We start from the raw sequence: 14,329 nt of genomic DNA on the forward strand, positions 1-14,329 counted from the left end.
TCGGGCGCTCAGTTCGGCTGGTCGCCGTTGGGGTTGTAGGCGCAGGCGTCGGCGAGGTTCTGGGTGGGGCCGGGCGGCGGGGTGGTGGTTGTCGTCGTCGGCCGGCGGGTGGTGGAGGTCGGGGTGGTGGGCGTGACGGTCGGTTCCGGGGTGGACTCGAGGGCGTTCTCGACGGTGTCGCGGAGCGCCTGGTAGTCGGGGTGGAGGTACTTGAGCCGGAGCTTCTCCGGGTCCAGCGTGACGTTCGAGACCGTGCCCGACTTCACCCTGAGCGCCAGCTCGACCATCGCCGGAAGCAGCTCCTGTGGGATGTCGGTGCGGAGCAGGTGCTGACCGGCCTTCGCGATCGCCTTGTACTTCGTCAGGAGCGTCTGCGGATCCGCCGCGTCGACGATGCTCTTGATCACGCACCGCTGCCGGACCTGGCGCTGGTCGTCGTCGGCGCCGTACCGGCCGCGGGCGAACCAGAGCGCGTGCCGGCCGTCGAGGTGCTGGTTCGGGCCGGGCTCGATCCACTCCTTCGGCGGGATGTGCGAGCTGCTGATACCGCCCATCGCGACCCGCTCGTTGACGTTGACCTTGATCCCGCCGAGCGCGTCGACGATCTCCGGGAAGCTCTGCAGGTTGACCTGCAGGTAGTAGTCGAGCTTCAGCCCGATCGCCTCGCCGACCGACTGCTTGACCACGTCGGCGCCTTCGTTGTCCGACGGGCCGAGGATGCCGGGATGCGCGTCCGGGATGTTCTGGTACATCGCGGTCAGCATCCACTCGAGCCGGCCGTCGAGGCTGAGCCCCTCCTTGCCGAAGCCGTTCGGGTAGTACTTGTACAGCGGCGAGTCCTTCGGGAACGGCATGAAGGTCAGGTTCCGCGGCAGCGAGATCAGCGCGGTGTTGCCGGTCTTGGTGTCGATACTCGCCACGATCACCGTGTCGGTCCGCACCCCCTCGCGGCTCGGCGCGTCGTCGCCGCCGAGCAGCAGCAGGTTCAGCCGCGGTTTGTCCTCCCACGGGTCCTTGACGTTGACCGTCGTCGGCCGGGTCGCACTCTTGCTCTCACCCTGCGCCTGGAACACGTCCTGGACCAGCGTCCGCTGCGCGAGCACGCTCTGTACGCCGACCGCCGCGGGCGCCGCGATCGCGAAGCAGAGGATGCCGACGAACCCGGCCCCGAGCGCCCGCCCGCCCGCGCCGCCCGTTGCCGGACGCAACGACCGGTGCGACGCCACGATCACCACGATCCACAGGAACGCCAACGCGCCGATCAGCACCGACGTCAGCAGCAGCCGGCTCGGTACGACGGCGGCGGCGAGGACCTCCTCCCGCCGGGTCAGCCCGACGTACACGCCGAGGCCGACCAGCCCGAGGAACAGGGTGAGGACGAACGCGCCGGTCTTCCGGCGGCCGCCGACGATCAAACCGAGTCCTGGAAGCAGTGCGCCCAACAGGGTCAGCCCCAGCAACTTCGGCACCGATCGTGGCCGTCTCGTTGCCGCGCGCGCACGTCTCCCCATTGGCTCCCCTGTCGCCCGTCCCGCTTCCAGTGTGCGCCAAGTACCGCGCCCCGTACCTCTTCAGACGTGTTACAGCGTTAATCGGTTGTCAATCGGCAGGATCCGGCCGGTAGGTTGACCGATCGTGCAGATTCTGGTGCTGGGTGGAAACGGGTTCGTCGGGCGCGCGATCGTCGAGGATGCGCTGGCGCACGGGGCCGACGTCACGTCGTTCAGCCGGGGCAAGAGCGGGTCACCGCTGCCGCCTCAGGTGACGCAGCTGGTCGGGGACCGGGAGACCGGGGACTACGACGCGCTGCAGACCGGTGAGTGGGACGCGGTGGTCGACCTGAGCGGCTTCCGGACCCGCGATGTCGACCAGGCGATGGACGTCCTCGGTGACCGGGTCGGGAGGTATGTGTTCGTCTCCAGCCACGCGGTGTACGTCCGCGACCTGCCGGCCGGGACCGACGAGACGGCGCCGCGGCGCGAGCCGCTGCGCGATGCCGACGTACTGACGAACGACACGTACGGGCCGTGCAAGGTCGCGTGCGAGGACGACGTCGTCGAGCGGTACGGCGATCGGGCAACGATCATCCGTCCCGGCCGGGTGACCGGTCCGGGCGACTCCTCCGGTACGGCGTTGTACTGGATCCGCCGGGGAGCTCGCGGCGGCCGGGTCGCGCTGCCGACCAAGCCCGAGGCGCCGCTGCAACTCATCGACAGCCGCGACGTCGCGCGCCTCGCGGTACAGCTGATCACCGACGAGCAGGCCGGTGCGTTCAACGCGACAGGACCGGACTCCACGATCGCCGAGCTGATCGGGTCAGCCGCCGAACTGTCGGGCACGACGGTCGACATCGTCCCGATCCCGTTCGACTCGGTTCCGCCGCGTTTCCCGCTGATGGACCCGGAAGCCGAGTGGGGCGAACGCCGCCGCAACCCGGCCAAGGCTCGTGCCGCGGGCATGTCGGTGACACCGCTGCGGCAAACCGTCGAAGATGTACTCGCCTGGGACCGGGACCGCGGCACGCCTGAGCTGAAGATCGGCCTGACGCCCGAGCAGGAAGAAGAGCTACTCCGGCAGCGCTAACGTCCGGCCCGCATCCCGGGCCGCGTTGATCGAGCGGGTCAGGGTGTCCTTCAGCGCCGAAGCCTCGTCGGCGAAGCCCTGGACGATCGACGTGTCGCCGACCGGCTCGGTGCGGGCGAGGAGTTCGATATATCGGTCGCCGTCCTCCAGCGCTGCTTCGGCGCGGAGGGCGGCGTCGGCGGAGCGGACCCGGTCGGCGTAACGGTCGAGGAGATCGACCTTGCGTTTGATCGCGTCGACCGAGAGCGCGAGCGCGCGGCGCTGCGGCCCGAGGACGGCGTCGAGCTCGGCGGTCTGCATCCCGCGGGCGACGTCCTGCTGCCGCGCCCGCAGTACCGTCTGTTCCCGCAACACCTGCGCGATGTCCCAGAGCTGCTCCGGGAGAACCAGCTCGTTCTTCATCTCGTCGAGCAGCCCGCGGCGGGTAACCGTTGCCTCAAGCACCGTTTTCACCGCACGCTGCGCACGCCCGAGCAGCCGCGCCGCGGGCTCGTCGAAATCCTCCGGCAGCAGGTACTTCCCGTGCTGGACCCGGACCGCCTTGTGCCCGCGGTCCTCGACCATCGACTTCACCAGGATCCCGCCGGTGGCGAGGACGGCGATACCCGCCAGCACGAGCGCGGCCCACGCCGCCACCGCGGTAGGCAGCGTCGCCGCCATCACGATCAACGCGAGGATCCATCCGCCCACGCACACGGCGAGCCAGACCAGCAACGTGCCGAACGTGTTCCCGGGAGCCACCGACCACGACGTCTGCCGTTTCGGACGGGGCGCATCGGCCGCGACGAACAACTCCGGCCGGTGCTCGTACAACCGCCGTACGCCCACAGGCACACCCGGCGCGAACACAGGCTCCATCGCCACCTCCGCAGCAGTCGTCAACACTCAGCGTAGCCGTGCAGAGAGTCCGTCGAGGAAGACTTCGAGGCCGAACTCGAACAACTTGTCGAGGTCGTACTCGTAGTCGAACCCGTCCGCGAGCAGCTCGCGGAACGCGGTCAGATCTCCCATCGCGATCATCGCGCCGAGCTTGCCCGACTGCTCGGTGACCCACTCGTCCGCGGTCACGCCGGTGTCCTGCTCGGCCTGCGCCTCGGCCTCCATCACCAGCGCCACACCGCGCACGTACGCGAACAGGCTGATCATCGTCGACAGCGCCGCACTCTTCTCGAACCCGCGCAACGCCCGCAGCACCGCGTCCGTGTGCGGAAGCAACCGCGGCACCAACTGCGGCCGGCTCAGACTGATCGCACTCGCGAGCCACAGATGCCGCCGGTACGCCGCCCAGTGCACCCGCGCCACCATCGCGATCGCCTCCCGCCAATCGTCCGGCGGGGTCCCGAGCGGGAACTCCCCGATCGCCGAATCGACCATCTGTACGACGAGCACGTCCTTGCCGCCGACGTACCGGTAGAGCGCCATCGTCGACACCCCGAGCTCGCTCGCGATCCGCCGCATCGACAGCGCAGCAAGTCCTTCGGCGTCCGCGATCTCGATGCCCGTCCGGATCACCTCGTCGCGATTCAGCTCGGGTTGCTGCTGATGACGACGCGCGGCCCGGGGCGGCGGACCGACGACCGTCCCGACCCCGGGGCTGGGATGCACGAGCCGCTCGGCCTGCAACGTCTGCAGCGCCTTGGTCGCGGTCGCCATCGCCACCCCGAAGTCCCGCACCAACGCCCGCGTCGACGGCACCCGGTCCCCCGGCTTCAGCTCACCGGCGACGATCCGCCGCCGCAACTCGGCTGCGATCGTCTCGTACTGCGTCATCCGCCCCTCCCACCTAGTGCGCATACATCGTACGCGCCCTACCCCGTCCTACCTCACCCCCGGGATGGGTTCACCTACGCCGTTGTGGGTTCCACCCCGGTTGTGCGGGTGGTGAACCCACAACGAGATGGGTGAACCCATCCAAGGGGGGTGAGACGGCGCCTGGCGACGTGAGGTTAGGTAAGGCTATCCTCGTGCGCATGCAGGAGACGATGGGGCTGACCGGCGACGGGCTGAGCTTGGGCTACCACGGCCGGCGTGTCGTCGACGGCGCGTCGCTGCACCTCGAGGCCGCCCGGGTGACCGCGCTCGTCGGTCCCAACGGCAGCGGCAAGTCGACACTGCTGCGCGCGCTCGCCCGGCTCCATCACCCCGACGCCGGCCGCATCACCTTCCCCGGCGGCGGTAACGCGCTCGACCTGTCGGCGAAGGAGTTCGCCCGCAAGGTGACGCTGCTGTCGCAGTCCCGCCCGACCCCGAACGGCGTCAGCGTGCGCGACGTCGTCGGGTACGGGCGTCATCCGCACCGCAGCCGTTGGCGCAACGACGACGCGGACGGCCCGCGCGCGATCGAGCACGCGATGACGGTCACCGGCGTCACGCCGATGGCCGACCGTGCGGTCGACGAGCTGTCCGGGGGCGAGTTGCAGCGCGTCTGGCTCGCCACCTGTCTGGCCCAGGACACCGGCGTACTCCTGCTCGACGAGCCGACCACGTTCCTCGACCTGCGGTACCAGATCGAGATCCTCGACCTGGTGCGCGAGCTCGCCGACGAGCACGGGGTCGCGGTCGGCGTCGTACTGCACGACCTGAACCAGGCCGCTGCGGTGGCGGACCGGATCGCACTACTCGATCAGGGGCGGGTACGTGCGACCGGTACGCCGGACGAGGTACTGCGGGCCGACGCGCTCACCGGGACCTACGGCATCACCATCGAGGTCGGCACCGATCCGGCCACCGGCCTCGTCACCACCCGCCCCATCGGCAAACACCTCACCCGCGTCACAACGAGCTGAAAGTCATCCTGATGAGACGAACCGCCATCGCTCTGGTCGCTGCTGCCCTGCTGGGCCTGACCGCCTGCGGCACGAGTGAGCCCGCCGCCTCCAACGATGCCAGTGAAGCCGCCGCGCAGCCGGTCTCGCTGACCGACGCGCGGAACAAGAAGGTCGACCTGAAGGCACCCGCCAAGAAGGTCGTGGCGCTGGAGTGGAACGCGGCCGAGAACCTGGTCACGCTCGGCGTGATGCCGGTCGGCGTCGCGGACACCAAGGGCTACACGAACTGGGTCACCGCGGCGAAGCTCGACCCGTCGGTCAAGGACGTCGGCACCCGGGGCGAGGCGAGCGTCGACGCGATCGTTGCCCTCAACCCCGATCTGGTCATCACCACGACCGACGAGGCCGCGAACACGATCACCCAGCTCGAGAAGGCCGCGCCGGTGCTGGTGATCCGCGGCGCGGACGCGAAGAACGCGATCCCGCAGATGAAGACGAACCTGGACCTGATCGGCCAGGCGGTCGGCAAGGCGGACCAGGCCAAGCAGCTGAACACCGAGTTCGACAAGGCAGTTGCCGACGGCAAGCAGAAGATCGCGGACGCGGGCAAGGCCGGCACCGGGTTCACGATGGCCGACGGGTGGAAGCAGGGCAGCACGATCTCGATCCGGATGTACACGACCGGGTCGCTGCTCGGCGCGGTCGCGACGGAGCTGGGCCTGAAGAACGGGTGGACCGGCGCCGGCGACAAGGACTACGGGCTCGCCCAGACCGACCTCGAAGGCCTGACCAAGCTGCCCGACGGCAACTTCCTCTACATCGCGAACAAGAACGACGGCGGTGACGTGTTCGGCGGCGACCTGGCCGGGAACGCGATCTGGAAGAACCTGCCGTTCGTGAAGTCCGACCAGGTTCACCGCCTGCCCGACGGCATCTGGATGTTCGGCGGCCCGAAGTCCACCGAGCAGTTCATCGACGCCGCCGTACAGGCAGTCACGTCTTGACCCAGCAGGACACGGCCGCACCTGATACCCGGCCGGTTCCGTCAGCCGCCACGCCGGTCCGGCGGCTGCAGGTCACCGGGGTGTTCGTGCTCGCGGTGGTGGCGATCGTCCTGCTGGCCGCCGTACATCTGACCCAGGGGACGTCGAGTGTCGGCGCCGGGGATCTGGTGCGGTTGGTGTTCGGGCAGGGGACCGACAACGCCGCGAACGTGCTGGTTGCGTCGCGGTTGCCTCGGCTGCTCGCCGGAGTGCTGGTAGGTATCGCCCTGGGGGTTGCGGGAGCGGGGTTGCAGTCGTTGGCTCGCAACCCGCTTGCTTCACCCGACACGTTGGGGGTCAACGCAGGGGCGTACCTGGCGGTCGTGATCGTGGCCGCGTTCGGGGTGTCGTTGCCGGCGCTGCCTGCCGGTGGAGTCGCGTTCGTCGGCGGGCTGGCGGCCGCGGGGCTGGTGCTCGTGTTGTCGGCGGGCGGCTCCACCGGGCCGACCCGGCTGATCCTGGCCGGGTCGGCGGTCGCGATGGCACTCGCCGGCGTGACCACGCTGCTCCTGCTGCTGTACCGGGAGGAGACGGTCGGCACGTTCGCGTGGGGCGCCGGCACGCTGGTCCAGACCGACCTGCGCGCAGTCACCCAGATGGCGCCGATCGTTGCCCTCGGCATCCTCGCCGCGTTCCTGCTGGCCGCGAAGCTCGACATCCTTGCCCTCGGCGACGACACCGCGTCCGTCCTCGGGGTGAACGTACGCCGGATCCGCGTCCTCACCACGCTCGTCACCGTGATGCTCTCCGCCGCGGCCGTCACGGTCGCGGGACCGGTCGGTTTCGTCGGCCTGGTCGCACCGGTTCTCGTCCGCCTCCTCGCGCCGCTCGTTCCCGGCCTGCTCCGGCACCGCGTGCTGCTCCCGCTGTCCGGCCTCGCCGGCGTGCTCGTCGTACTCGCGTCGGACGTCGTACTGCGGGCCGCGTTCGGTGGGCAGGCCGGCGTCGAGATCCCGACCGGGATCATGACGATGGTGGTCGGCGCGATCGTCCTGATCTGGCTGGCCCGGCGGCACCGCGACTCCGGTCCCAGCCGCTCCCCCGGCGGAACGAGCTCGGGTCTGCGGAGTCGCCGTACGTTCTGGCTCGTGACCGCGGCGCTCGTCGTAGTGCTGGTCGTGGCCGGCGTCGGCGCGATGCTGACCGGCGACGCATTCCTTCGTACCGGAGACCTCGCGAACTGGATCAACGGCACCTCCGGTCGCGCGATCACCTACGTCCTCGACCAGCGCTTCCCACGCGTCGTGTCGGCGCTGCTCTGCGGGGCCGCGCTCGCGATCGCCGGTACGACGGTGCAGGCGGTCTGCCGCAACCCGCTCGCCGAACCCGGCATCCTCGGTATCACCGGCGGTGCGGGCGTCGGAGCGATCGCGACGCTGATCCTGTTGCCATCCGCAAGCATCTGGCTGCTGTCCGGTGTCGCCGCGGTCGCAGCGGTCGTGACGTTCGGCTTGGTGTACCTGATCTCGTGGCGGGGCGGGCTGAGCTCGGACCGGTTGGTGCTGATCGGGGTCGGCGTCTCGTCGGTCGCGACTGCGATCATCACGCTGCTGATCGTTGCCACCGATCCGTGGAACCTGAGTCTGGCGATGACGTGGCTGTCCGGGAGCACGTACGGCCGGACGCTGCCGCAGGTCCTGCCGGTGGCGATCGCCCTGATAGTCCTGACTCCAGTTGTCGCGCATGCCCGCCGGGAGTTGGATCTACTGGCTCTCGACGATGACGTGCCGCGGATCCTCGGCGTACGGCTGGAGCGGACCCGGCTGCTGATGCTGTTGGCGGCGGCTCTTTTGACTGCGGCCGCTGTCTCCGCGATCGGTGTGGTCGGGTTCGTCGGGCTGGTTGCCCCGCACGCTGCACGCGCCGTGGTCGGCGGCCGGCACGCGCGGATCCTTCCGGTCGCGGCCCTCCTGGGCGCGATCCTGGTCAGCGTCGCGGACAGCCTCGGCCGTACCGTCCTGGCCCCGGCCCAGATCCCGGCCGGCCTGCTGACCGCCCTGATCGGAGCGCCGTACTTCGTCTATCTGCTGTGGAGAACGCGGGTTCCGTCCCGCTGACTTCGTGTCAAGATGGTTCGCATGCTGCGCGAACTGCACCTCACCGGGAACCCGGACGCCGACAAGTTGCTCAACGACGACCCGTTCGCCTTGCTGGTCGGGATGCTGCTGGACCAGCAGTACCCGATGGAGCACGCCTTCTCCGGCCCGTGGAAGATCGCGAACCGGATGGACGGGTTCGACCTGCACAAGATCGCCGCGTCCGACCTGGAGACGTTCGTCGAGCTCTGCGTCACCCCGCCGGCCATCCACCGGTACGGCGGGTCGATGGCGCGCCGGGTGCACGCGCTGGCCCAGCACATCATCGACACCTACGACGGCGAGACCGAGAACATCTGGCTGAGCGGCCGGCCGAAGCCGGACGGCGCCGAGGTGCTGAAGCGGCTGAAGGCGCTGCCGGGATTCGGTGAGCAGAAGGCGAAGATCTTCCTCGCGATGCTCGGCAAACAGCGCGGCGTCCAGCCCAAGGGCTGGCGGGAGGCCGCCGGGCACTACGGCGACCGCGGCTCGCATCGCTCGATCGCCGATGTCACCGACGCCGCCTCGCTGGTCGAGGTCCGCAACTTCAAGAAAGCCGCGAAGGCCGCCGCCAAGGAGGTCGCCGGCGCCTGACGCGCCGCGACATCGGAGCCCGACCTGTTGCAGGTCGGGCTCTTTGCGTGCGGGTTGTCCCTTGTGAACCACGCGGTTTCCTGCAGGAGGCGGTCGACCGCCTTATGCTCGGCTGGGGCAGCCACGGGAGGAGAGCGGATGGACATCCGGGATCTGGATCGTCGTGCCGGCGCAGTGCTCGGGGAAGTCGTGATGCAGGTGCGGACCGAGCAACTCTGGTTTCCCACCCCGTGCCCCGACTGGACCGTCCGCGGTCTGCTCCGCCATCTGGTCAGTCAGAACGAGGGTCTCGCCGCCGCTGCCCTGAACGGCACCGCCTCCATCCACACCTGGAACGGCGGCCGCCTGGCCGACAACCCGGCCGGCGCGTACCGCCGGTCGAACGTGCGCGTCGCGGACGCGTTCGCCGACGGCGGTGCACTGGACCGGCTCGTGGAGGTGCGCGAGTTCGGCTCGTTCCCGCGCCGGATCGCGCTGACCTTCCACCAGCTCGACTGCGTCGTGCACGCCTGGGACCTGGCCCGCGCGATCGACGTCCCGTACAACCCGCCGCCGGACATGGTCGCGATGGCGCTCACGCTGGCCCGCCGGATCCCCGACACCGACGCGAACCGCGGCCCCGGCTACGCGTTCGACCGGACCGTGAAGGTCTCCGCGTCCGCGCCCGACCTCGACCAGCTACTGGGCCTGCTCGGTCGCAACCCGGAGTGGGTGTCCCCGCTCGACTGAGTAGTCCGGCAGCTCGATCGCGTCCGGTTTGGCCACGGCCATCTTCGCCACCACGCCGGACATCAGCTTCGACGTCATCGTCCGGAGCACGAAATCGCGGTACCGGATGCCGAACGACGACATCGGCATCGCCATCTTGATCCCGCCTGGGGGGAGCTCCATCCGCTGGTCGACGTACGCCTGCATGCGAGCCTGGTACGCCGGAAACGCGCGGGCATGATCGCCGTCGACGGCGGCCAGCTCTCCCGCCAGGACGTAGGCCCCGACGAGCGAGAGCGCCGTACCGTGGCCGGCCATCGGCGAACCGCAGTACCCGGCGTCGCCGACGAGCGTGATCCGGCCGCGGGACCACTCCGGTACGACGACGCGGCTCGTGCTGTCCAGGTAGAAGTCGTCGGCCCCGTCGAGCTGCTCCAGGATCTTCGACGTGTGCCAACCGAGCCCGGCGTACTGCTCCCGCACCAGCCGCTTCTGCGCCGCGAGGTCGCGCCGGTCATAGCTGATGACTGGCGACCGGAAGCTCAGCAACGCCTTCGCGCACTGCGGATCGTGGTCCGGCCGCAGCCCGACCCAACGCCCGCGCGGTGCCGTGTACACCTTGAACCAGTGGTCCAGCGGCTCTGGCGACTCGACGCTGAAGTACGACGTGTAGCCACCGAGGTGGTGCACGTACTCCGCCTCCGCGCCGAACGCCAACCGCCGTACCCGGGAGTGGACCCCGTCCGCGCCGACGACCAGATCGAACCGCCGGCGGGTCCCGCTCGCAAAAGTCACGTCGACGCCGCGGGTGTCCTGGTGCAGCTCGGTGATCGAGTCGCCGTAGAGGTACTCCACCCCGGCCGTGGCGTCGGTCAGGATCGCGGCCAGGTCGCCCCGCAGGATCTCGATCTCCGCGACCGGACCGGCGCCGTCCAGCAGGTCCGCGTGCATCACCGCGGACCGCGTGCCGTCGGCCCGCACGTACTCGAGCCCGCGCTCGTGCATCTTCTGCTGCGTGACCGCCGGCATCACGCCCATCCGCTCGGCGACGACCCGGGAGACACCCCGCAGGTCGACGGTCTGCCCGCCCGGCCGTGGCGCCGTCGCGATCTCGACAACCGTCGGCGCGAACCCGAACCGCCGCAACCAGAACGCCAACGCCGGCCCCGCGATGCCACCACCGGAAATCAGAACAGTCTTCATCGGTCACCCCTTGGACTAGTGCGCGTACGCTGTACACGGTGCACTAGTCGAGGGGGTGGCCGCCAGCGCGCACTAGTGCACCGGCGGCAGGTGTACCGATCGACGGGTAGTGGTGGCCCGAAGGCCGGCCGATCGCGGCTCGCTGAGCGTGAGGCTGGGCGCGGCGCACGACCACTACCCGTTGGTCGGCACAGCGTCAGAGGGTGAGCGCCAGGCGAGTGGCCTGGTCGATGGCCCGCTTGGCGTCCAGTTCGGCCGCGACGTCGGCGCCGCCGATGAGGTGGACCGGGCGGTTGGTCGCCCGCAGCGCTTCGGCGAGGTCGCGGACCGGTTCCTGGCCGGCGCAGACGACGACCGTGTCGACGGCGAGGACCTGCGGCTTCTCGTGCTTCGGGCCGAAGGTGAGGTGGAGGCCTTCGTCGTCGATGCGCTCGTAGTTGACACCGCGCAACTGCTCGACCTGCTTGTTCTTCAACGCGGCCCGGCGCACCCAGCCCGTGGTCTTGCCGAGGCCGGCGCCGATCTTCCCGGGCTTGCGCTGTAGCAGGTACACCTTCCGCGGCGACAGCTCCGGATGCGGTACGCCGAGCGCGCCTGGGACCGTCGTCGGATCGGCAACACCCCACTCACGCTTCCAGGCCTCGAGGTCCGGCGACTCCGGCGTGGTGAGGAACTCGCTCACATCCACGCCGATGCCGCCGGCCCCGATCACCGCGACCCTCTCGCCGACAGGCTTTCCGCCGCGGACGACGTCGGCGTACGAGAGGACTGTCGGATGGTCGATCCCTGGGATCGCCGGTACCCGCGGTACGACGCCGGTCGCGAGCACGATCTCGTCGAAGCCGGCCAGGTCCTCGACGGTCGCGCGGCGGCCGAGGTGCAGCTTCACGCCGGTGAGCTCGAGCCGCCGCCGGTAGTACCGGATCGTCTCGGCGAACTCCTCCTTGCCCGGGATCCGCCGCGCGATCTCGAACTGCCCGCCGATCTCCGCATCCGCCTCGAACAGCTCGACCCGGTGGCCGCGCTCTGCCGCCGTCACCGCCGCTGCCAACCCGGCCGGTCCCGCGCCGACGACCGCGATGCTCTTGGTACGACGCGTCGGCACCAGCTGCAGCTCGGTCTCGCGTGCTGCCCGCGGATTGACCATGCAGCTCGCCTTCTGCTTCGCGAACACGTGATCCAGACAGGCCTGGTTGCAGGCGATGCAGACGTTGATCTCGTCGGCCCGATCGGTCGTTGCCTTCAGCACCCACTCCGGATCGGCCAGGAACGGGCGGGCCATGCTGACCAGATCGGCGTCGCCGCGGGCCAGCACCTCCTCGGCGACCTGCGGCAGGTTGATCCGGTTCGAGGTGACGACCGGGATACTCACGTGCGGCTTGAACGCCGCGGTCACGCTCGTGAAGGCGGCGCGGGGCACCGAGGTGACGATGGTCGGTACCCGGGCCTCGTGCCAGCCGATACCGGTGTTGATGATCGACGCACCGGCCGCCTCGATCTCCTTGCCCAGCGCAACCACGTCGTCCCAGGTCTGACCGCCCTCGACCAGGTCGGCCATCGACAGCCGGTAGATGATCAGGAAGTCGTCGCCGACCCGCTCGCGGGTCTGCCGGACGATCTCGACCGCGAGCCGGCGGCGGTTCTCCGGGCTGCCGCCCCAGCGATCGGTCCGCTTGTTCGTGCGCTCGGACAGGAACTGGTTGATGAAGTAGCCCTCGGAGCCCATGATCTCGACGCCGTCGTACCCGGCCTCGCGGGCGAGCGCTGCGCAATCGACGTACGCCTTGATCTGCTTCAGCACTCCGCGGTCGGTGAGGGCGCGGGGTTTGAAGGGGTTGATCGGGGCCTTGAGGGCCGACGCCGAGACACTGAACGGGTGGTACGAGTAGCGGCCGGCGTGCAGGATCTGCAGCGCGATGCGACCGCCCGCTTCATGGACAGCATCCGTCAGCAGCCGGTGCTTCCTGGCCTGCCGGCGACTGGTCAGCGTTGATCCGAACGGCGTCAGCCAGCCGGTGCGGTTCGGGGCGTAACCGCCGGTCACCATCAGGCCGACTCCGCCCCGAGCGCGCTCGGCGAAGTACGCCGCGAGCTTGGGCAGGTCGCTCAGCCGATCCTCGAGACCGGTGTGCATCGAGCCCATGATCACCCGATTCGGCAGCACCACATGACCGAGATCCAACGGCTCCAACAGATGCGGGTACGCCGTCATGAGTTGTCCTTCCGGAGGGCTTCGATCACTTCGTCGCACCAGGCGGTGAACGACTCCTCGGCGCGGATGCCGCCCCGCAGTACGAGGTACTGGTGCAGGTCGCGGCCGTGCAGAGTGGACGGCTTCGGGAAGTCGCGCTTCTGGATGCTGCGGTACACCTCGAGCCGCGTCGCATGCTCAGCCCGGTGCCGCTCGATCTCCTTGAAGACGACGTCCACGGATCCGAGCGAGGCGCCGCGGAGCTTCACGCCGAGCCCGTCCCGCAGCACGGCGGGATCCTCGGGCTCGGCCAGCCAGCGGGTGAGCTCGGCCCGCCCGGCGGCCGCGACCCGGTAGACCTTCTTGTCCGGGCGGCCCTCCTGCGCGATCTCGGTGTGCTTCACCCAGCCGGCCTCGTCCATCCGGCGCAGCACCCGGTAGATCTGCTGGTGCGTGGCCGGCCAGAAGTAGCCGATCGACCGGTCGAACCGCCGGGCCAGCTCGTAGCCGGACCCGGCACGCTCGGTCAGCGAGACCAGGATCGCGTGCTCCAGCGCCATGACCGGAGCGTACCTATGCAACTCGTTGCACTGCACCTGATTGCAATCCGGATCACATCTCAGACCCGGAGCCGCTGGTCAGGGTTTGAGAGAATGGTTGCAGACGCCATCTATTGATCGGAGCATCATGAACCACCCGACCAAGACGACGTTGCCAGGGATCGGCACGCGGCACGACCTGGTCACCGAAGGCGGTAAACACGTCTCGGTGGTGGTACACAACGACGGCCGGCGGTTCCTCGGCTTCCACGACCCGGAGGACGACGACACCTGCCAGGCCACGGTCCCGCTCGGTCACGACGAGGCCGCCGCGCTGGCCCAGCTACTCATCCCTGAGCGGATCGACCCGGTCCGCGGCGAGATCGAGATCGATCTGGTCACCGAGCACATCCCGATCACGGCCAAGTCGCCGTACTCCGGCCGCACGCTCGGCGACACCCAGGCCCGCAGCCGCACCGGCGCGTCGATCGTCGCCGTCCTGCGGCGCACCGGCGCGACGCCTTCGCCGACGCCGGACTTCCGCTTCGCGACCGGCGACACCCTGGTCGTGGTCGGCACCCGCGAAGGCGTGGACGCAGTGGCCGACCTGATCGCTGGTGGGTGA

At 69.7% G+C, this 14,329-nt stretch carries 13 protein-coding genes; 7 read left to right on the forward strand and 6 right to left on the reverse strand.

Annotated elements, in window-relative coordinates:
* Window positions 1-8: 8 nt before the first annotated feature.
* Window positions 9-1,469 carry an LCP family protein gene (locus ABT313_RS25460; protein WP_350858689.1) on the reverse strand — a complete coding sequence of 487 codons (1,461 nt, stop codon included), beginning with the start codon at window positions 1,467-1,469 and terminating at the stop codon, window positions 9-11.
* A gap of 166 nt (window positions 1,470-1,635) precedes the next feature.
* Here ABT313_RS25460 and ABT313_RS25465 point away from each other — a divergent pair, with 166 nt between their 5' ends.
* Window positions 1,636-2,583 (forward strand): NAD-dependent epimerase/dehydratase family protein, encoded by a 948-nt coding sequence (locus ABT313_RS25465; protein ID WP_350858691.1) that lies wholly within the window; start codon window positions 1,636-1,638, stop codon window positions 2,581-2,583.
* Here ABT313_RS25465 and ABT313_RS25470 read toward each other — a convergent pair.
* Window positions 2,566-3,441 (reverse strand): hypothetical protein, encoded by an 876-nt coding sequence (locus ABT313_RS25470; RefSeq protein ID WP_350858694.1) that lies wholly within the window; start codon window positions 3,439-3,441, stop codon window positions 2,566-2,568. The genes ABT313_RS25465 and ABT313_RS25470 overlap by 18 nt on opposite strands.
* Window positions 3,442-3,468: 27 nt before the next feature.
* Complete coding sequence (locus tag ABT313_RS25475) at window positions 3,469-4,353, reverse strand: GntR family transcriptional regulator (RefSeq protein WP_350858696.1); 885 nt, start codon at window positions 4,351-4,353, stop codon at window positions 3,469-3,471.
* Between the two features lie 200 nt (window positions 4,354-4,553).
* On the opposite strand from ABT313_RS25475, the gene ABT313_RS25480 reads away from it, so the two are divergent.
* The 5 genes from ABT313_RS25480 (at window position 4,554) to ABT313_RS25500 (ending at window position 9,792) form a co-directional block, all read left to right on the forward strand.
* Window positions 4,554-5,369 carry an ABC transporter ATP-binding protein gene (locus ABT313_RS25480; RefSeq protein WP_350858699.1) on the forward strand — a complete coding sequence of 272 codons (816 nt, stop codon included), beginning with the start codon at window positions 4,554-4,556 and terminating at the stop codon, window positions 5,367-5,369.
* Between the two features lie 11 nt (window positions 5,370-5,380).
* The gene (locus ABT313_RS25485) at window positions 5,381-6,355 is read left to right on the forward strand and encodes an ABC transporter substrate-binding protein (protein ID WP_350858701.1); all 975 of its coding nucleotides are present in this window, start codon (window positions 5,381-5,383) and stop codon (window positions 6,353-6,355) included.
* Window positions 6,352-8,451, forward strand: coding sequence for an iron ABC transporter permease (locus ABT313_RS25490; protein WP_350858704.1), 2,100 nt, complete (start codon window positions 6,352-6,354; stop codon window positions 8,449-8,451). The genes ABT313_RS25485 and ABT313_RS25490 overlap by 4 nt, the downstream gene beginning before the upstream one ends.
* A gap of 21 nt (window positions 8,452-8,472) precedes the next feature.
* Window positions 8,473-9,063 carry an HhH-GPD-type base excision DNA repair protein gene (locus ABT313_RS25495; protein WP_350858706.1) on the forward strand — a complete coding sequence of 197 codons (591 nt, stop codon included), beginning with the start codon at window positions 8,473-8,475 and terminating at the stop codon, window positions 9,061-9,063.
* Between the two features lie 138 nt (window positions 9,064-9,201).
* A complete protein-coding gene (locus tag ABT313_RS25500; RefSeq protein ID WP_350858709.1) occupies window positions 9,202-9,792 on the forward strand; it encodes a TIGR03086 family metal-binding protein in 591 nt (196 codons plus the stop codon).
* Here ABT313_RS25500 and ABT313_RS25505 read toward each other — a convergent pair.
* From ABT313_RS25505 to ABT313_RS25515, 3 genes are all read right to left on the reverse strand, one after another.
* Entirely contained in the window at window positions 9,742-10,974 is a 1,233-nt protein-coding gene (locus ABT313_RS25505; RefSeq protein WP_350858712.1) for an FAD-dependent monooxygenase, read from the reverse strand. The two genes, ABT313_RS25500 and ABT313_RS25505, sit on opposite strands and share 51 nt — an antisense overlap.
* A 196-nt stretch (window positions 10,975-11,170) precedes the next feature.
* On the reverse strand, window positions 11,171-13,186 hold the full coding sequence (locus ABT313_RS25510; RefSeq protein WP_350858715.1) for an oxidoreductase: 2,016 nt from the start codon (window positions 13,184-13,186) through the stop codon (window positions 11,171-11,173).
* Window positions 13,183-13,725: a PadR family transcriptional regulator gene (locus ABT313_RS25515; protein WP_350858718.1), complete on the reverse strand. Its 543-nt coding sequence runs from the start codon at window positions 13,723-13,725 to the stop codon at window positions 13,183-13,185. The genes ABT313_RS25510 and ABT313_RS25515 overlap by 4 nt, the downstream gene beginning before the upstream one ends.
* Window positions 13,726-13,852: 127 nt before the next feature.
* Between ABT313_RS25515 and ABT313_RS25520 the strand changes: the two genes are divergently transcribed.
* Window positions 13,853-14,329: a cation:proton antiporter regulatory subunit gene (locus ABT313_RS25520; RefSeq protein ID WP_350858721.1), complete on the forward strand. Its 477-nt coding sequence runs from the start codon at window positions 13,853-13,855 to the stop codon at window positions 14,327-14,329.

Source organism: Kribbella sp. NPDC000426 (genome assembly GCF_040300265.1).
In the GTDB taxonomy this organism is placed as follows: Bacteria; Actinomycetota; Actinomycetes; order Propionibacteriales; family Kribbellaceae; genus Kribbella.